Genomic DNA, 17,334 nt, shown 5'->3' on the forward strand with positions numbered 1-17,334 from the left:
CGTCGTGGTGCTTGGGGGGCGGCGCTGCGCACGCGGTTCGGCTTGCTGGAACGGGGCTTCTTCGCTGAGCCAGTCACGTGATCGACCGTATCGAAGTTGCAGCGTTTGGCCCATGAGGCGGTGCGCGTCCGTCCGGTGGGTGAAACCTCGCTGCAAGGGTTGCAAGAAGCCGACATGGAGACCCCTATGCTGTCCCCTTGTGAAGGCCATCCGTCGCTTCAGCGTCCGTACCGTCCTGCCGAGCCGCATCGAGGGACTCGGCGTCCTCGCGAGCAACCTGCGCTGGTCCTGGCACCCGCCGACCCGCGACCTGTTCGAGAGCATCAGCCCCCGCAAGTGGGCGCAGGCCGGTGAGGACCCCGTCAAGCTCCTGTCCCGCCTGTCCTCCGACGAGCTCGCCTCCCTGGCTGCCGACGACGACGTCGTCGGGAGCGTCGTGGCCGCCAACGAGGACCTGCACCACTACCTCTCCGACGAGCGCTGGTACCAGTCGTGGAGCCGCGAGCAGGAGGCCGCCGGCAAGGCCGCCCCCGCCGCGATCGCGTACTTCAGCCCCGAGTTCGGCATCACGTCCGTGCTGCCGCAGTACTCCGGCGGTCTCGGCATCCTCGCCGGCGACCACCTGAAGACCGCGTCGGACCTCGGCGTGCCGATCGTCGGCGTCGGGCTCTTCTACAAGACCGGCTACTTCAAGCAGTCGCTCAACCGCGACGGCTGGCAGGTCGAGACCTACCCGGTGCTCGACCCCGACGGCCTCCCGCTGTCGCTGCTGCGCGAGGAGGACGGCACGCCCGCCGTCGTCACCGTCAGCCTGCCCGCCGGTCGCCAGCTGCACGCGCACGTCTGGAAGGCGCAGGTCGGCCGCGTGCCCCTGCTGCTGCTCGACTCGGACGTGCCCGGCAACGACGAGCAGACCCGCAAGGTCACCGAGTCGCTCTACGGCGGCGGCGGCGACACCCGCCTCGAGCAGGAGCTGCTCCTCGGCATCGGCGGCGTCCGCGCGCTGCGCCTCTGGTCGCGACTGTCCGGCGACCCGACGCCGGAGGTCTACCACACCAACGAGGGCCACGCCGGCTTCCTCGGCGTCGAGCGCATCACCGAGCTCGTCCGCGACCACGGGCTGACCTTCGACGAGGCGCTCGAGGCCGTCCGGGCGGCGACCGTCTTCACGACGCACACGCCGGTGCCCGCCGGGATCGACCGCTTCGACGCCGCGAAGATCAACCTCTTCTTCGGCGGCGCCAACGCCATCCCCGGCGTGCCGGTCGAGCGGCTGCTCGCCCTCGGGGCCGAGGACTACGAGGGTGGCCAGCCGGGCATCTTCAACATGGCCGTCATGGGCCTGCGTCTCGCGCAGCGCGCCAACGGCGTGTCCCAGCTGCACGGCGTCGTGAGCCGCGAGATGTTCGACGGCCTGTGGCCGGGCTTCGACGACGTCGAGGTCCCGATCTCCAGCATCACCAACGGTGTCCACGCCCCGACGTGGGTCGACCGCGCCGTCTACGACGTCGCCCGCAAGCACCTCGGCACGGCCGACATCGCCGGCGAGAACGCTTGGGACCGCATCGACGAGGTGCCCGCCGACGCCGTGTGGTCGACCAAGCGCGAGATGCGCGAGAAGCTCGTCGCCGACGCCCGCCGTCGCGTCAAGGCCTCCTGGCAGAAGCGTGGCGCGAGCGACGCCGAGCTCGGCTGGGTGGAGGACATCCTCGACCCCGACGTGCTGACGATCGGCTTCGCCCGCCGCGTGCCGACCTACAAGCGCCTCACGCTCATGCTCCGCGACCCCGAGCGGCTCAAGCGCCTGCTGCTCCACCCGGAGCGTCCGGTGCAGCTCGTCATCGCCGGCAAGTCGCACCCCGCCGACGAGACCGGCAAGCGCCTCATCCAGGAGATGGTCCGCTTCGCCGACGACCCCGAGGTGCGCCACCGCATCGTCTTCCTGCCCAACTACGACATCGCGATGGCCCAGCACCTCTACCCGGGCTGCGACGTCTGGCTCAACAACCCGCTGCGCCCGTTCGAGGCGTGCGGTACGTCCGGCATGAAGGCCGCGCTCAACGGTGGTCTCAACCTCTCGATCCTCGACGGCTGGTGGGACGAGTGGTTCGACGGCCGCAACGGCTGGGCCATCCCGACGGCCGACGGGGTCGAGGACGCCGACCGGCGTGACGACATCGAGGCCTCGGCGCTCTACGACCTCATCGAGAACGACGTCGCCGCGAAGTTCTACGACCGCGATGCCGCCGGCCTGCCGCAGGGCTGGATCGACATGATGACCCACACCCTGAAGACGCTCGGCCCGAAGGTGCTCGCGAGCCGCATGGTGCAGGACTACACCGAGCAGCTCTACAGCCCCGCGGCCGGTGCCGGTCGCTCGGTCGCGGGCTCGGAGTTCGCCGGTGCCAAGGAGCTCGCGGCCTACAAGACGAAGATCCGCGCCGCCTGGCCGAAGGTCAAGGTCGAGCACGTCGAGCCGTCGGGCCTGTCGGACTCGCCGCAGATCGGCGACGTCCTCGACCTGCGTGCCTACGTCGCGCTCGACGGGCTGACTCCCGACGACGTCGAGGTCCAGCTCGTCCACGGCCACGTCAACGACGTCGACGAGCTGTGGGGTGTGGAGGTCGCCCCGCTCCACCTCGTCGAGTCCTACCAGGACGGTCGGCACCAGTTCGCCGGCTCGCAGCCGCTGCGCCGCACCGGTTCGTTCGGCTACAGCGTCCGCGTCGTGCCCCAGCACGCCGGCCTGGCCGGCCCGGCCGAGCTGGGTCTGGCGCGCAACGCCTGAGGCACCGACCGGACACGAGAAGAGCCCGGACCCACAGGGTCCGGGCTCTTCCGTGCGTCAGGGTCGGGCGCCGACGGGCGACCGTTGCGCGGCGCACCGGGAGGCGCGAGCGACGATGCCGCCCGGCTCAGGCGAGGTCTGCGACCGAGGGGCGTCCGTCGGTCGAGCTCCAGACGCGCATCGACGCGGCCAGCATCGTGATGGTGGTGCCCGCGGGGACGGGATCGCCCGGGGGAGCGGGTCGGTCGTCGGCGCTGTCCCAGAGCAGGTCGTATGCCGTCGCGCCGGGGGCCTTGGGCAGCGTGACCTCGGCCGGGTGGGCCGCCCCGTTGACGACGACGAGCACCGACTGCTGAGCGAGCCGCGTGCCCTCGTAGAGGGCCTGGAGCACGTGCGCGGCCGGGCCGTCCCAGCGCTCTTCCATGGGGAGCCCGTCGGCGGCGAACCAGGCGAGGTCCGTCGAACCGTCGGCGTGGACCTGCCTGCCGGAGAAGAACGCCCGCTGCCGGAGCACCGGGTGCTCGTGACGCAGCCGGACGAGGTGCCGGGTGGTCGCGAGGAGGTCCTCCTGCCAGGGCTCGAGGTCCCACGACATCCAGCTGATCTCGTTGTCCTGCGAGTAGGGGTTGTTGTTGCCGCGCTGGCTGCGCCCCACCTCGTCGCCGGCGTTGACCATCGGCACCCCCGTCGACAGCAGGAGCGTGCCGAGCAGGTTGCGGATCGTGCGGCGTCGCGCCGCCGTGATGTCGGGGTCGTCGGTGCGACCCTCGACGCCGTGGTTCCACGACCGGTTGTCGTTGGACCCGTCCGCACCGCTGTGGCCGTTGGCGCCGTTGTGCTTCGTGTCGTAGGACGTGAGGTCGGCGAGCGTGAAGCCGTCGTGGGCGGTGACGAAGTTGACCGAGGCGATGGTGCCGCGGTCATGGTGGTCGAAGAGGTCCTGGGACCCGGCCAGGCGCGTCGCCAGCTCGCGGACGCCGTGGCCGACACCGCCCGACGCGGAGGCGGCCAGGTCGCGCAGCCAGAAGGTGCGGGTCGCGTCGCGGTAGCGGTCGTTCCACTCCGAGAAGGGCGGCGGGAACTGCCCGGTGCGCCAGCCGTGGAGACCGAGGTCCCACGGCTCGGCCACGAGCTTGGCGCGGGAGAGCACGGGGTCGGTGCGCAGCGCCACGAGGAAGGGGTGGTCGCGGTCGTAGCCGTCGTCCCTGCCGCGACCGAGGGCGACGGCGAGGTCGAAACGGAAGCCGTCGACGTGGAACTCCTGCACCCAGTAGCGCAGCGAGTCGAGCACCATCCGCGAGACGACGGGGTGGGTGAGGTCGAGGGTGTTGCCGCATCCGGTGACGTCGATGTCGCGGCCGCGGCCGTCGACGCGGTAGTACGCCCGCTGGTCCAGCCCGCGCCAGGAGAGCGTCATCCCCTCGCGGGCGTTCTCGGCCGTGTGGTTGTAGACGACGTCGAGGAGCACCTCGATCCCGGCGGCGTGGAGGTCCCTGACCATCGTCTTGAACTCGTCGAGCGCGCCCTGCGGGTCCGCTGTCGACGCGTAGGCGGCGTGCGGCGAGAAGAAGCCGAGCGTGTTGTAGCCCCAGTGGTTCGTCAGCCCGCGCAGCACGAGGTCGGGCTCGTGCGTGAAGGTGTGGACCGGGAGGAGCTCGACCGCGGTGACACCCAGCCCGAGCAGGTGGTCGACGAAGGCGGGGTGGGCCAGGCCGGCATACGTTCCCCGGAGGGCCTCGGGGACGCCCGGGTGCAGCTTCGTGGCGTTCTTGACGTGGACCTCGTAGATGAGCGACTCGGTGAGCGAGCGTCGCGGGAAATCGTCAGTGCCCCAGTCGAACTCGTCCTCGACGATGACGCAGCGCGGCAGGTGCGGCGCCGAGTCGCGGTCGTCGCGGACCCACAGGTCACCGCGCAGGTCCGGGCCCACGTGGTGGGCGTAGACGGCCGGGTCGAGGTGCACCCCGCCCTCGATGGCCCGGGCGTAGGGGTCGAGGAGCAGCTTGGCCGGGTTGTGCAGGAGGGATCGGTCGGGGTCCCAGTCGCCGTCGACGCGGAAGGCGTAGCGCTGCCCGACCCCGACCCCGGGCACCGTGTCGAACCACGTCCCGTGCGCCCGGTGGCGCAGCGGCACCCGACGCTCCGTCTCGCTGCCGTCGGCGGCGGTGTCGAAGAGGCAGACCTCGACACCCCGGGCGTGGCCGGCGTAGACGGCGAACTGCGCCCCGTCGGCGGTGAGCCTGACCCCGAGCTCGGGAGGCAGGTCGGGCGTCGCGGGAGGGGGCGGGCACATGTGTCTGAGCGTAGGGGGTGGGCGATCACACGCACGGGCCGGATCGACCTCGCCGCGCAGTCTCGTTACGGTTGGCGCATGACCGATCCGACTTCGCTGCCCAACTTCATGCCGAGCGCCCCCGACGCCGGCCCCAACGGAGCCCCCGTCAGTGACGCGCCCGTGCGCGACCGCATCCTCGACGTCCTGAAGGGCCTCGGCATCGAGGCGAGCATCGACGGCGACGGCGACCTCGAGTTCGCCATCGTGGACGACCAGGGCACGAGCACCACCCTCTTCGCCCGTGTCGCGGAGGGCGACCTCGCCCTCGTCCGCTTCTTCGGCCAGTGGCAGCTGGCCGAGCCCGTCTCGTCCGACCGCAACGAGCGCCTCGCCCGCTGCAACGACCTGACGATGCAGCTCAACATCGTCAAGCTCTCGCTCGTCCAGGAGAGCCTCGTCGTGTCCGCCGAGCACGTCGTCACCCCGAACGCCGACCTCGACATCCTCGTGCCGCTGTCGGTCAACCACATCCTCCAGAGCGTCGGCTTCTTCTTCCAGTCCTGGCTGCCGATCGACGACGCGCCCGCGGGCACGCCCGGCGACGCCTGATGGGCGAGTTCGTCCGGCTCGAGGTCGAGGACGGCATCGGCACGATCCGCCTCGACCGGCCGAAGATGAACGCCCTCAACGTCCAGGTCCAGGAGGAGATCCGCGAGGCCGCCGCCGAGGCGACCGCGCGCACCGACGTCAAGGCCGTCATCGTCTACGGCGGTGAGCGGGTCTTCGCGGCCGGGGCGGACATCAAGGAGATGCAGACGATGTCGTACACCGACATGGTCGAGCGCTCCGGTCCGCTCATGAGCTCGATCAGCGCCGTGGCACGCATCCCCAAGCCGGTCATCGCCGCGATCACCGGGTACGCGCTCGGTGGTGGCTGCGAGCTCGCCCTCGCGTGCGACTTCCGCGTGGTCGCGGACGACGCGAAGCTCGGCCAGCCCGAGATCCTCCTCGGCATCATCCCCGGCGCGGGCGGCACGCAGCGCCTCTCGCGGCTCGTCGGCGCCTCGCGCGCCAAGGAGATCATCTTCAGCGGCCGCTTCGTCGACGCCGAGGAGGCGCTCGCCATCGGCCTCGCCGACAAGGTCGTGCCCGCCGTCGACGTCTACACCGCGTCCCGCGCGTGGGCGTCCACCTTCGTCGGAGCGGCGTCGTATGCCGTCCGCGCTGCCAAGGAGGCCATCGACCGGGGTCTCGAGGTCGACCTCGAGACGGGCCTGGAGATCGAGCGGCTGCTCTTCGCGTCGCTCTTCGCGACGAAGGACCGCGAGATCGGGATGTCCTCGTTCGTCGAGCACGGTCCCGGCAAGGCGCAGTTCGAGGGTCGATGACCCGCACCCGTCCGCCGATCGAGGCGGGCTCGCCGGGCCGGTGCCGGTGGGTCCGCCTCGAGCGCATCCGGGGGAGCCGACCGTGACCGCGCCGGTGGGACGCGGCCCCCTCGACGTCCTCGTCGTCTACGTCCCCGTGGGCGACACCGACGCCCTGCTGCGGGCCCTCTTCGACGCCGGGGCGGGGGCGGTCGGTGACTACCGCGACTGCGCCTTCGTCACCCGCGGCACCGGCCAGTTCCGGCCCCTCGAGGGCGCGAACCCGACCATCGGCGCCGTCGGCGAGCTCGAGAAGGTCTCCGAGAACCGCGTCGAGGTCACGCTGGAGCGGGCCCGCCGCGCCGACGTCGTGGCGGCGCTCCGGGCCGCCCACCCCTACGAGGAGCCGGCCTTCCACGTCGTCGAGGCCGCCGACACCGACCCCGCCTGACCTGTCGGCGCGGGAGTGCGCCACGGCGCGGTCGTGGTCAGGAGGTCCTGAAGCCGCCGTTGCTGAGGAGGAGCTGGCCGTTGATCCACCCGCCCTGCTCCGACAGCAGGAAGCGCACGAGGTCCGCCGTGTCCCGTGGCGTGCCGAGCCGCCCGGCCGGGGTGTCGGCCACCCCGAGCGCCCGGATCCGCTCGTCCATCCAGCCCGTGTCGATGGGCCCGGGGTTGACGACGTTGGCCCGCACCCCGCGGTCGGCCAGCTCGATCGCCGCCGCGATGACGATGCGGTCGAGCGCGCCCTTGCTCGAGCCGTAGGGCAGGTTGTGCGCCGTGTGGTCGCTCGTTAGGGCCACGACGTGCGCGGCCGGCGGCCCACCCGGCGGCTGCTCCGGCAGCCGTTCGGCGAACGCGCGGACGAGCAGCCAGGTGGCGCGGGCGTTGACGGCGTAGTGCCGCTCCCAGCTCTCGAGCGAGGTCGTGAGGATCCCGCTGTCGACCGACTCGCAGTGCGACATGACGAGCCCGGTCAGGGGGCCGAGCCGATCGGTCGACGCCGCGACGAGGGCCTCCGGGACGGCCGGGTCCGCGAGGTCACCGGGCAGCAGCTCGACCCGACGACCCAGCGCCCGGCACTCCTCGGCGACGGCGGCGGGGTCGTCGGTGCCTCGCTCGTAGCCGAGTCTCTCGTCGTACGGCTGCCAGTGGCCGAGGGCGAGGTCCCACCCGTCGGCGGCCAGCCCGAGCGCGAGCTCGGACCCGATCGAGCGCCGCCTCCCGACGCCGGTGACGAGGGCGACGCGCGGGGCCGGACGGTCAGCGGTGGTGTGCGACATGCGCCCCATCCTCTGCACGGGATGTGCCCGTCGACAAACCGTTTTGGCGACGGCGTCCGGCGGCGACCCGTGGCTGCGGTCGCCCCTGCGAGATGGCGGACGGCATACGTCGACGGTCTGGTGGTGAGCGTCACGCCACGGGCGTGCGGACTGAGCGGGCGCTCAGTGAGAGGATGGACGGCAGTGCCGGAGCGACCTCCGGCAGTTCCATGAGCACCACCACCAGCAACGGAAGAGGACGTTCACCCATGAACATCGTCGTCTGTGTCAAGCACGTGCCGGACGCCCAGGCCGAGCGCACGTTCAACGCATCTGACAACACGACCGACCGCGAGAACGTCGACGGTCTGCTGTCGGAGCTCGACGAGTACGCCGTCGAGGAGGCCCTCAAGATCGTCGAGGCCGGCGAGGGTGAGGTCACCGTCCTGACGGTCGGCCCCGACGCCGCTGCCGACGCCATCAAGAAGGCCCTGCAGATGGGCGCCGACAAGGGTGTGCACGTCAACGACGACGCCATCCACGGCTCCGACGCCATCGCGACCTCGCTCGTCCTCGCCGAGGCCATCAAGAAGATCGGCGCTGACACGGCTGTCGACCTCGTCGTCACCGGCATGGCCTCGACCGACGGCAGCATGGGGGTCGTCCCCGCGATGCTCGCCGAGCGCCTCGGCCTGCCGGCCGTGACGTTCGCGTCCGAGCTCACCGTCGAGGGCACCACGGCGACGATCCGCCGCGACGGCGACGCCTCGACCCAGACGATCACCGCCACGCTGCCGGCCCTCGTCTCGGTCACCGACCAGATCAACGAGCCGCGCTACCCCTCGTTCAAGGGGATCATGGCCGCGAAGAAGAAGCCCGTCGAGCAGTGGACCCTCGCCGACCTCGGCGTGGACGCCGCGCAGGTCGGCCTCGACGCCGCCTGGACGAAGGTCGAGTCCTTCGCCGCCCGCCCGCCGCGCTCCCAGGGCGAGATCGTCGCCGACGAGGGCGACGGCGGCAGCAAGCTCGCCGCGTTCCTCACCGAGCGCAAGTTCGTCTGACCTGCCCCTTCCCAGCCAGCAAAGGAGATCCGCACCATGGCTGAAGTACTCGTGCTCGTCGACCACGTCGAGGGCAAGGTCCGCAAGACCACGTCCGAGCTGCTGACGATCGCCCGCCGCCTCGGTGAGCCGTCCGCCGTCTTCGTCGGCTCCGGCTTCGACGCCGCCAAGGAGACCCTCGCCCGCTTCGGCGCCGAGAAGGTCTACCGCGTCGAGTCGCCCGAGGTGCTCGAGCACCTCGTCGTCCCGCAGGCCGAGCTGCTCGCGCAGCTCGTCGCCTCGACGTCCCCGGCCGCGGTCCTCGTGCCGTCCTCGCCGGAGGGCAAGGAGATCGCCGCGCGTCTCGCCGTCAAGACCGAGTCGGGCCTGATCACCGACGCCGTCGACGTCCAGGCCACTGGTGACGGCAGCGGCGGCGTCGCGACGACGCAGTCGGTCTTCGCCGGCTCCTACACCGTGTCGGCCACGGTCACGAAGGGCACGCCCATCGTCGCCGTCAAGCCCAACTCGGCCGCCCCCGAGGAGGTCGCGGGTGCGGCCAGTCAGATGAGCGACGAGGTCGTCGACTTCACGCCGTCCGAGGCGGCCAAGGGCGCGAAGATCACGGAGTCCAAGCCGAAGCAGGCCACCGGCCGCCCCGAGCTGACCGAGGCCGCGATCGTGGTCTCCGGTGGCCGCGGCACCGGCGGCGACTTCTCCAAGGTCGAGGACTTCGCCGACTCGCTCGGCGCCGCCGTCGGTGCCTCGCGCGCCGCGGTCGACGCCGGCTGGTACCCCCACACCTCACAGGTCGGCCAGACCGGCAAGCAGGTGAGCCCGCAGCTCTACGTCGCGTGCGGCATCTCCGGTGCCATCCAGCACCGCGCCGGCATGCAGACGTCCAAGACGATCGTGGCCGTCAACAAGGACAACGAGGCCCCGATCTTCGAGCTCGTCGACTTCGGTGTCGTGGGAGACCTCTTCACCGTCCTCCCGCAGGCCACCGAGGCCATCACGGCCGCCAAGGACTGAGCCCCCGCGCCGGGCCGTGACCCCGCGTGACAGCGGCCCCCGACCCGTCGTGGTCGGGGGCCGCTGTCGTGCCCGCAGCGTCACGTGGTGCGGACTCAGGCGGCCTCGGAGTCGAGGTCGAGGCGCGCCGACAGCCGGGTCCAGCTCTCGAGCCGCTGCCGGTTGAAGGCGTAGGCCGAACGCCCCGTCCCGAGGGTCCACCACGCCCCGCGCAGCGCCTCCGACGGCAGGCGCACGGGGCGCCCCTGGCCCCGACGCCACTCGAGGCGTCCGCTCGACGACACGCGCCGCACGTCGCGCCGGTCGATCGTCGTCGTCATGAGGGTGTTGTGCACGCGCAGGCTCTTGGTCCCGAGGTCGATGCGGGCCGACCACGCCCGCCAGCCGAGGGCGAGCGCGAGGGCCAGGCACACGGCATACGTGACCGTCGCGGGCAGCGACGGGACGAGCCGCACGAGCAGCCGGGCCACGAAGTAGCCGATGACGGGGCAGGCCAGGGCAGCGACGGCCCGGTGCACAGCGGGCGCGCGCAGCCGGCTCCCACCGGTGCCCTCGTGCCTGCCACCCATGGGGCCGATCATAGGCAGACCGGCCCCGTGCGTGGGGTGGACGGGGTGGTGCGAGGTGACGAGCTGCTTCAGGGACGGATGGCCGTGGCCGCCGCGACGACGTCGACGAGGCCGTGCCCCTTGTCGAACGAGGTCGTGCCGTTGCCGGCCGGGTCGCTGGCGTAGGCGGCCCCGTCGGCGTACTTCCAGGCCGTGGCCTTGAGGGCGGCCTCGACCTGGGCCGGCGTCGCGCTCGGGTTGGCCTGGAAGAGCTGGGCGACGATGCCCGAGATGTGCGGCGTGGCCATCGAGGTGCCGCTGATGGTGTTGTAGTCGCCGTTGTTGCGCGGGTCGCCGCCGGTCGTGCAGATCGGCAGGTAGATGCGGCACGACGACGTGATGCCCTCACCCGGGGCCGAGATGTCGGGGTAGGTGGCGAACTGCCCGGCCCGGCCCCGCGAGCTGAAGTCGCTGACCGTGCCGCTGCGCGTGCCGGTGTCCTGGTCGTTGTACGACGCGACGGAGATGATGCCGCCCGTGGGGTCCTGGCCCGGAGGGTTGGACAGGTCGGCGGAGCCGTCGCCGCCATCGTTGCCGTTGGCCCAGACCGACACGACGCCTTCGCTGACGAGGGCCCGCTGCAGCTTGACCGTCGCCGAGCTGGCATCGAACTCGCCGCCGCCCGTGGGCCCATAGGAGTTGCTCGTGACCTTGATCGGCGGGCAGGTGCTGGCGGGGACACCGGCGCCGCAGGGCGCGGCGTGGTGCTCGAGGACCCAGTTGAGCGCGGAGTCGGCGCCGACGATGAGCAGCACGGCACCGGTGCTCAGGCTGACGATGCTGGCGCCCGGGGCCGCCCCGTGCATCCTCGTGCCGTCGGCCAGCGTGACGTCGCGCCCGGCGACGATGCCGGAGACGTGCATCCCATGGCCGCCCGCGGCGAGCAGGTCGGTGTCGAGGCTGCCGGCGTCGACGGGCCGGCAGGGGATCAGCTCGAGGGGGTCGCACACCATCTTGAGGTTCTTCACGACGGCCGACGTGCCGTCGGCGTTCTGCAGGAACGGGTGGGTCGGGTCGACGCCCGAGTCGATGACCGCCACGCTGACGCCGGAGCCGTCGAGGGCCGTGCCGTTCGCCCCCGTCAGGGTCGCCCGTGCCTCGGAGCCACGCGTGGCCGTGTTGGACGTCGAGAGGAACATGTCGATGGGCTGGTTGCCCTCGACGTAGGTGACGCCGGGGACTGACCGCACGGCGTCGATCTGGACCGGCAGGCCGGCTGCGACGACCACGCCGATCTTGTCGTAGGTGTCGCGGACCGCGAGGCCGGACGCGGTGGCTGCCCGGCGTGCGGTCGACACGTCAGCGGCATGGACCAGCACGGTCGTGGGGCTGACGGTGGACAGGGTCGACCAGTGCTTCGCGAGCCAGGTCGACAGCGGGGCCTTGGACTCGGTCGAGCCGAACAGGCCGCTCACGGCCCCGGTGGGGCCCGCTCCCGGCGCGGCCGAGGCGGACGCGGCCACGGCGGCGGACGTCAGGGCCGTGGCGGCTGCCACGGTCACGGCCCCGAGACGGAGGCGGCGGGAGGTGGTCGTTCGCATGAGATCCCTCTCTGCTGGGCCACCCCGCGACGGTGGGGGGCGGCGACGTGCCTGACCAACGAGGGGTCCCCGCGTGAGGTTACGGACGAGTAGCCGGCCGGACGGCATACGCCATGGCACCCGAGCAGGGCACCCGGCCCGTCCGACGGCGGTCCGGCCGAGGCCCGTCGGCGTCCTAGAATCGGTGGGTGACTGCCTATCTCGACCACGCGGCGACCACGCCGATGCTCCCTGCCGCCCTCGCGGCGATGACGGAGCAGCTCGCGGTCGTGGGCAACGCCTCCTCCCTCCACCGCACGGGACGCGCCGCGCGCCGGGCCGTCGAGGAGTCCCGCGAGAAGATCGCCCGCTGCCTCGGTGCCCGCCCCTCCGAGGTCGTCTTCACCTCCGGTGGCACCGAGTCCGACAACCTCGCCGTCAAGGGCACCTACTGGGCCCGACGCGACCGCGACCCTGCGCGCGTGCGTCTCCTCGTCGGCGCCACCGAGCACCACGCGGTCCTCGACTGCGTCGACTTCCTCGTCGCCCACGAGGGCGCCAAGGTCACCTGGCTCGAGTGCACGCCCGACGGCGTCGTCGAGCCCGCGACCGTGCGCGCCGCCATCGAGTCCGACCCCGACTCGGTCGCCCTCGTCTCGGTGATGTGGGCCAACAACGAGGTCGGGGCCGTCCAGGACGTCCGTGCCCTCGCCGAGGTCGCGCACGAGTTCGGGGTGCCGTTCCACACCGACGCCGTGCAGGCCGCGGGACACCTCGCCGTCGACTTCGAGGCCAGCGGCGCCGACCTGATGTCGGTCACCGCGCACAAGCTCGGCGGCCCCATCGGGGTCGGCGCCCTCGTGGTGCGCCGCGACGCGAGGCTCGTCGCGCTGACGCACGGCGGCGGACAGGAGCGGCAAGTGCGCTCGGGCACGCTCGACACACCGGCCATCGTCGGCTTCGCCACCGCACTCGTCGAGGCCACCGCGTCGATCGAGACCGAGTCCGCCCGGCTCGTGGCCCTGCGCGACGACCTCATCGAGCGCGCGATGGCGCTCGCGCCGGACATCCGGCCGTCCGGGGTGTGGCAGCGCGGTGACGGCGTGCGCCGCCTGCCCGGCAACGTGCACCTGCTCGTGCCCGGGTGTGACGGTGACTCGCTGCTCTACCTGCTCGACGCCGCGGGCGTCTCGTGCTCGACGGGCTCGGCCTGCCAGGCCGGGGTGCCCCAGCCCAGCCACGTGCTGCTCGCGATGGGCGTGGCCGAGAGCGACGCGCGGGGTGCCCTGCGCCTGACGCTCGGCCACACCTCGACCCAGGCCGACGTCGACACGTTCATCGAGGCGCTGCCAGCCGCAATCGAGCGGGCCCGTCGCGCCCGGGAGGCGACCGCGTCGTGAGGGTCGTGGCGGCGATGAGCGGTGGCGTCGACTCGGCGGTCGCCGCGGCCCGCATGCTCGACGCCGGGCACGAGGTCGTCGGCGTGCACCTCGCCCTGAGCCAGAGCGCCGCGACGCTGCGGGAGTCGGCGCGCGGCTGCTGCACCATCGAGGACGCCGGTGACGCGCGGCGCGTGGCCGACGTGCTCGGGATCCCCTTCTACGTGTGGGACATGGCGGCCCGGTTCAAGCGTGACGTCGTCGACGACTTCCGTGCCGAGTACGCCGCGGGCCGCACGCCCAACCCGTGTCTTCGCTGCAACGAGAAGATCAAGTTCGCGGCCCTGCTCGACAAGGCGGTCGCGCTCGGGTTCGACGCGGTCGCCACGGGCCACTACGCCCAGGTGGTGCAGGCCGACGACGGGCACGGGGGAGTGCGCCGCGAGCTGCACCGCGCCGTCGACGCGGCCAAGGACCAGAGCTACGTCCTCGGCGTGCTCGACGCCGACCAGCTGGCCCGGTCGTTCTTCCCGCTCGGCGACACCACGAAGCCGCGCATCCGCGAGGAGGCGGCCGAGCGGGGCTTCTTCATCGCGAAGAAGCCCGACAGCCACGACATCTGCTTCATCGCCGACGGCGACACCCGCGGCTGGTTGACTCGAGAGCTGGGCGAGGCACCCGGCGACATCGTCGACACGGCCGGTGAGGTCGTCGGGCACCACGCGGGAGCCTTCGCCTACACGGTCGGCCAGCGGCGCGGGCTGGGACTCTCGCGGCCCGCCGCAGACGGCGAGCCGCGCTACGTCGTCGAGGTGCGCCCCGACACCAACCAGGTCGTCGTCGGCGCCGCCGACCTGCTCGGTGTCAACGCCATCACGGGCGACCACGCCCGGTGGTGCGGTCCGGCGCCCGAGGGCGTCGTGCACGTCGGCGCGCAGGTGCGCGCTCACGGCGAGGAGTACGCCGCCACGGCGTGGGCCGAGGGCGACCGGGTCGAGGTGCGGCTCGACGGGCGCGTCCGGGGCGTGGCACCGGGGCAGTCCGTCGTGCTCTACGAGGGGACCCGGGTCGTCGGGTCGGCCACGATCGCCGCGTCCCGGCTCGAGCGCACCCCCGTCGGCTGATCCGAGCGAGCCCTGACGATGTCGATCGAGAGCGTCGCCGCGTCGACCGTGACGACCGACGCGCTCGTCGAGGCGTGGAACGCCGCGTATGCCGGCTACTTCGTCGACGTGTCCCGTGACGCCGCGGGCCTGCAGGCGCACGTCGAGACTGGGTCGATCGACCTCGGGAGGTCCGTCGTCCTCCGTGACGGCGGTCGACCGATCGCCCTCTCCTTGCTGGGGGCTCGCCCGGTCGAGACCTCAGACGCCGCGGCGGGGGAGCGTGGCTGGATCGGTGGCTTCGGCGTCGCCCCGTCCCACCGCGGGCACGGCGTCGCGGGGCGCCTCGTCGACGAGCAGCTCGACGTCGCGCGGCGGTCGGGGGTGGCGTTCGTCGACCTCGAGGTGCTGACGCAGAACTGGGCGCGCCGCGTCTACGAGCGGGCCGGCTTCACGGTCCGTCGACGGCTGCTCGTGCTCTCGGGCCCCCTGGACACCACGACGATGGCGGGGGACCCGCCCGAGCCGCCGGGTCGGGTGCTCGTTTCTCGCGCCACGGAGGTCGAGGCCTCCGTCCGGGGGATGGCGGCGATCAGCGGCCACCACCGGGCTCCGTGGGGCCGGGAGCCGACGCACCTGGGCCTCGACCCGGGCCTCGTCGTCCTGTCGACCGGGCCGGGGAGCGGGACGGCGCCGCAGGCGGGCGACGAGGCGGACGGCATGCTCCTGCTGCGCCCGTCGCCCGAGCGGGTCGCCGTGCTTGCCGCGGCCGCACGCGACGACAGGGCCGCGCACCGGCTCGCCCGAGGGCTGGCACGGGAGTACGCCGGGGCGACCTGCCGGGTCGTCAACGAGCCCGAGGGCTCACCCCTGGTCGCCGGACTCGGGGCAGTGGGGATGGTCGAGGAGCTGGCGCAGCACGAGATGCGGGTCGAGCTCAGTCCAGCGAGCGCGTCCACGTGACGGTGCGGGCGCGCGGACGGAAGCCCAACGAGCGATAGAGCCGCTGCGGACCCGGGTAGCCGTCGTCCCCGCGCGGGCTCACCTGTGCCACCGAACCACCCACCTCCGCGAGCCGGCGCAGCGCCGCCGACGTCACCGCGCCCGCGAGCCCGCGACCACGGTGCTCGGGCACGCACCCCACCGGCTCGACGAGACCGACTCCGGAGGCCGGATCGAGCCACACGAGCGCCGAGGCCACCATGGTGCCGTCGGCGTCGACGGCGACCCAGTCGAGGTCGGGGCGGTAGGGCCATGCCGCCATGAGCTGCTCGTAGGCCTGCTCGTCGACCTTCGACGGCCCGAACTCGGACCAGGAGGCTGCGTGGACCGCAGCCCGTGAGCGGGCCTCGTGCGGCTCGACGTGGCGGAAGCGGTAGCCCGGCACGGTCGGCGCCGGGCGGAGGTCGGCGAGGTCGACGGTGTGGTGCGTGAAGTACGGCTCGTCTGGTTGCGGCGCGAATCCTGCTGCGGCGAGGGCCCGCTCGGCGACGTCGCCCTCCATGACGAGGGCCGACTGGGTCTCGGCGTCGCTCGCCTCCTCGAACCAGTCGACGACGTCCGCCGCGACGTCGGGCCGTGACGGGTCGACCTGCAGCTCGAGCCAGTCCGGCGCCTCGGCCCAGCCGAAGCCGAGGACCTCGTCGCCGTCGGTCCAGACCGCGATGGCCTCGCCCTCGTCGAGGGCGCTCGGGTCGACGGGCCGGTGGTAGCGGCTCCACGCCAGCTGGCCGGGGTGGAAACGGCTCGTCGGCGACCACAGCCGCGAGGCGAGCTGCTGCATCGCGCGCACGTCGTCGGGTCCGGAGAAGTCGTGTCGTCGCACGGGCGCCACGCTAGCGCCGGCTCGACGGCGGTGCGGTGTTCCGTCCGGGTGAACGCGATGGCGACGCCCGGCGGGCCCCGCGCCGTGCCGGCCCCGGGTGGGCTACGCCTAGGCTGGCGCGGTGACTCTCGCGACCGGCATCGGCTCCTGGCCAGGCACTTCGGTGCGCGACGCGCTGCGACAGGTGCGTGAGATCCTCGACGGCCACCTGCCCTACCTCCCGGAGCTGCCCGAACGAGGGCCGGGCGCCGACATGGTGGGCCGCACGGCGGGCCTGCTCGTCGAGCTGCCGGTCGACCTGCAGCCCATCGGCTGGAGGCTCGTCGACCGGCCCGGTCGGGACGCCTCCCGGACGGCAGCGCTGCTGCGCGAGGACCTCGACGAGCTGGCCGAGGCGTTCGACGGGCACACCGGCCCGCTCAAGCTCCAGGTCGTCGGGCCGTGGACCCTCGCCGCCAACGTGTGGCTCTCGCGCGGCGAGCGCGTCATCGTCGACGACGGCGCCAGCCGCGACCTCGTCGAGTCGCTCGCCGAGGGCGTACGCCTCCACGTCGCGACGGTGCGCAGCCTCGTCCCAGGCGCGCAGGTCGTCCTCCAGGTCGACGAGCCCAGCCTCCCCACCGTGCTCGCCGGCCGGCTGCCGACCTCGTCGGGCTTCGGTCGCCTGCCGAGCCTCGACCCGCAGGTCGCCGCGGCCGGCCTGCTGACGGTGCTCGGGGCGCACGACGGCGACACGGTCGTGCACTGCTGTGCGGCGGGCCCGCCGCTGCCCCTGCTGCGCGCGACGACACCGACCGCGCTGTCGCTCGACACCTCACTGCTGCGCCCGCGCGAGTGGGAGGGCATCGCCGTCGCGGTGGAGGACGGCATACGCCTCCACGCCGGCGTCGTGCCCACCGACGGCAGCCGCACGCGGCCGCAGGACCTCGCCGCCGACCTCGTCGCGCCCTGGACCCGGACCGGGCTGCCCCTCAGGTCCCTCGCCGACGTCGTCGTCACGCCGGCCTGTGGTCTCGCCACCGTGTCACCGGACGTCGCCCGCTCCGTCCAGCGCGCGGCGGTCGAGACGGCCCGCGAGCTCGAGGAGCGCAGCGCCGGCTGACCGTCCCCTGCGACGGGTCCCGGACACGCCAGA

At 72.9% G+C, this 17,334-nt stretch carries 15 protein-coding genes; 10 read left to right on the forward strand and 5 right to left on the reverse strand.

Going from position 1 to position 17,334, the window contains the following annotated elements:
* Positions 1 to 199 precede the first annotated feature (199 nt).
* Positions 200 to 2,788: an alpha-glucan family phosphorylase gene (glgP, locus tag ASD90_RS07635; RefSeq protein ID WP_056753546.1), complete on the forward strand. Its 2,589-nt coding sequence runs from the start codon at positions 200 to 202 to the stop codon at positions 2,786 to 2,788.
* Between the two features lie 127 nt (positions 2,789 to 2,915).
* Here glgP and glgX read toward each other — a convergent pair whose 3' ends face one another.
* Positions 2,916 to 5,081, reverse strand: coding sequence for a glycogen debranching protein GlgX (gene glgX, locus ASD90_RS07640; protein WP_056753552.1), 2,166 nt, complete (start codon positions 5,079 to 5,081; stop codon positions 2,916 to 2,918).
* Positions 5,082 to 5,159: 78 nt separating this feature from the next.
* Between glgX and ASD90_RS07645 the strand changes: the two genes are divergently transcribed.
* The 3 genes from ASD90_RS07645 (at position 5,160) to ASD90_RS07655 (ending at position 6,881) form a co-directional block, all read left to right on the forward strand.
* Positions 5,160 to 5,672, forward strand: a complete 513-nt coding sequence (locus tag ASD90_RS07645) for a hypothetical protein (RefSeq protein WP_056753554.1) — start codon at positions 5,160 to 5,162, stop codon at positions 5,670 to 5,672.
* A complete protein-coding gene (locus ASD90_RS07650; protein ID WP_056753556.1) occupies positions 5,672 to 6,451 on the forward strand; it encodes an enoyl-CoA hydratase/isomerase family protein in 780 nt (259 codons plus the stop codon). The genes ASD90_RS07645 and ASD90_RS07650 overlap by 1 nt, the downstream gene beginning before the upstream one ends.
* An 82-nt stretch (positions 6,452 to 6,533) precedes the next feature.
* Positions 6,534 to 6,881, forward strand: a complete 348-nt coding sequence (locus tag ASD90_RS07655; RefSeq protein ID WP_056753559.1) for a hypothetical protein — start codon at positions 6,534 to 6,536, stop codon at positions 6,879 to 6,881.
* Between the two features lie 37 nt (positions 6,882 to 6,918).
* On the opposite strand, the gene ASD90_RS07660 is transcribed toward ASD90_RS07655, so the two are convergent.
* The gene (locus ASD90_RS07660) at positions 6,919 to 7,713 is read right to left on the reverse strand and encodes an SDR family oxidoreductase (protein ID WP_056753565.1); all 795 of its coding nucleotides are present in this window, start codon (positions 7,711 to 7,713) and stop codon (positions 6,919 to 6,921) included.
* Between the two features lie 248 nt (positions 7,714 to 7,961).
* On the opposite strand from ASD90_RS07660, the gene ASD90_RS07665 reads away from it, so the two are divergent.
* On the forward strand, positions 7,962 to 8,753 hold the full coding sequence (locus tag ASD90_RS07665) for an electron transfer flavoprotein subunit beta/FixA family protein (RefSeq protein WP_056753567.1): 792 nt from the start codon (positions 7,962 to 7,964) through the stop codon (positions 8,751 to 8,753).
* Between the two features lie 36 nt (positions 8,754 to 8,789).
* Complete coding sequence (locus ASD90_RS07670; protein WP_056753570.1) at positions 8,790 to 9,764, forward strand: electron transfer flavoprotein subunit alpha/FixB family protein; 975 nt, start codon at positions 8,790 to 8,792, stop codon at positions 9,762 to 9,764.
* Between the two features lie 95 nt (positions 9,765 to 9,859).
* Here ASD90_RS07670 and ASD90_RS07675 read toward each other — a convergent pair whose 3' ends face one another.
* Entirely contained in the window at positions 9,860 to 10,333 is a 474-nt protein-coding gene (locus ASD90_RS07675; protein WP_056753573.1) for a hypothetical protein, read from the reverse strand.
* 68 nt (positions 10,334 to 10,401) lie between these two features.
* Positions 10,402 to 11,913 (reverse strand): S8 family serine peptidase, encoded by a 1,512-nt coding sequence (locus tag ASD90_RS07680; RefSeq protein ID WP_056753577.1) that lies wholly within the window; start codon positions 11,911 to 11,913, stop codon positions 10,402 to 10,404.
* 188 nt (positions 11,914 to 12,101) lie between these two features.
* On the opposite strand from ASD90_RS07680, the gene ASD90_RS07685 reads away from it, so the two are divergent.
* From ASD90_RS07685 to ASD90_RS07695, 3 genes are read left to right on the forward strand one after another with little or no spacing between them, the layout of a single operon-like run.
* Positions 12,102 to 13,292, forward strand: coding sequence for a cysteine desulfurase family protein (locus ASD90_RS07685; RefSeq protein ID WP_082588535.1), 1,191 nt, complete (start codon positions 12,102 to 12,104; stop codon positions 13,290 to 13,292).
* Positions 13,289 to 14,395 (forward strand): tRNA 2-thiouridine(34) synthase MnmA, encoded by a 1,107-nt coding sequence (gene mnmA / locus ASD90_RS07690; protein WP_056753582.1) that lies wholly within the window; start codon positions 13,289 to 13,291, stop codon positions 14,393 to 14,395. The genes ASD90_RS07685 and mnmA overlap by 4 nt, the downstream gene beginning before the upstream one ends.
* A gap of 18 nt (positions 14,396 to 14,413) precedes the next feature.
* A complete protein-coding gene (locus ASD90_RS07695; RefSeq protein ID WP_056753585.1) occupies positions 14,414 to 15,337 on the forward strand; it encodes a GNAT family N-acetyltransferase in 924 nt (307 codons plus the stop codon).
* On the opposite strand, the gene ASD90_RS07700 is transcribed toward ASD90_RS07695, so the two are convergent.
* Positions 15,312 to 16,199, reverse strand: a complete 888-nt coding sequence (locus ASD90_RS07700; protein ID WP_235506421.1) for a GNAT family N-acetyltransferase — start codon at positions 16,197 to 16,199, stop codon at positions 15,312 to 15,314. The genes ASD90_RS07695 and ASD90_RS07700 overlap by 26 nt on opposite strands.
* A 121-nt stretch (positions 16,200 to 16,320) precedes the next feature.
* Between ASD90_RS07700 and ASD90_RS07705 the strand changes: the two genes are divergently transcribed.
* Positions 16,321 to 17,301 (forward strand): methionine synthase, encoded by a 981-nt coding sequence (locus ASD90_RS07705; protein WP_056753587.1) that lies wholly within the window; start codon positions 16,321 to 16,323, stop codon positions 17,299 to 17,301.
* Positions 17,302 to 17,334 lie beyond the last annotated feature (33 nt).

The sequence above is a fragment of the Terrabacter sp. Root181 genome, assembly GCF_001428505.1.
Classification (GTDB): Bacteria; Actinomycetota; Actinomycetes; order Actinomycetales; family Dermatophilaceae; genus Terrabacter.

Bases quoted from the DNA above. Each gene is read 5' to 3' on its own strand.
- ASD90_RS07680 (WP_056753577.1), bottom strand. From the start codon at position 11,913: ATGCGAACGACCACCTCCCGCCGCCTCCGTCTCGGGGCCGTGACCGTG.
- ASD90_RS07670 (WP_056753570.1), top strand. From the start codon at position 8,790: ATGGCTGAAGTACTCGTGCTCGTCGACCACGTCGAGGGCAAGGTCCGC.
- ASD90_RS07650 (WP_056753556.1), top strand. From the start codon at position 5,672: ATGGGCGAGTTCGTCCGGCTCGAGGTCGAGGACGGCATCGGCACGATC.
- ASD90_RS07660 (WP_056753565.1), bottom strand. From the start codon at position 7,713: ATGTCGCACACCACCGCTGACCGTCCGGCCCCGCGCGTCGCCCTCGTC.
- ASD90_RS07645 (WP_056753554.1), top strand. From the start codon at position 5,160: ATGACCGATCCGACTTCGCTGCCCAACTTCATGCCGAGCGCCCCCGAC.
- glgX (WP_056753552.1), bottom strand. From the start codon at position 5,081: ATGTGCCCGCCCCCTCCCGCGACGCCCGACCTGCCTCCCGAGCTCGGG.
- ASD90_RS07695 (WP_056753585.1), top strand. From the start codon at position 14,414: ATGTCGATCGAGAGCGTCGCCGCGTCGACCGTGACGACCGACGCGCTC.
- ASD90_RS07675 (WP_056753573.1), bottom strand. From the start codon at position 10,333: ATGGGTGGCAGGCACGAGGGCACCGGTGGGAGCCGGCTGCGCGCGCCC.
- ASD90_RS07665 (WP_056753567.1), top strand. From the start codon at position 7,962: ATGAACATCGTCGTCTGTGTCAAGCACGTGCCGGACGCCCAGGCCGAG.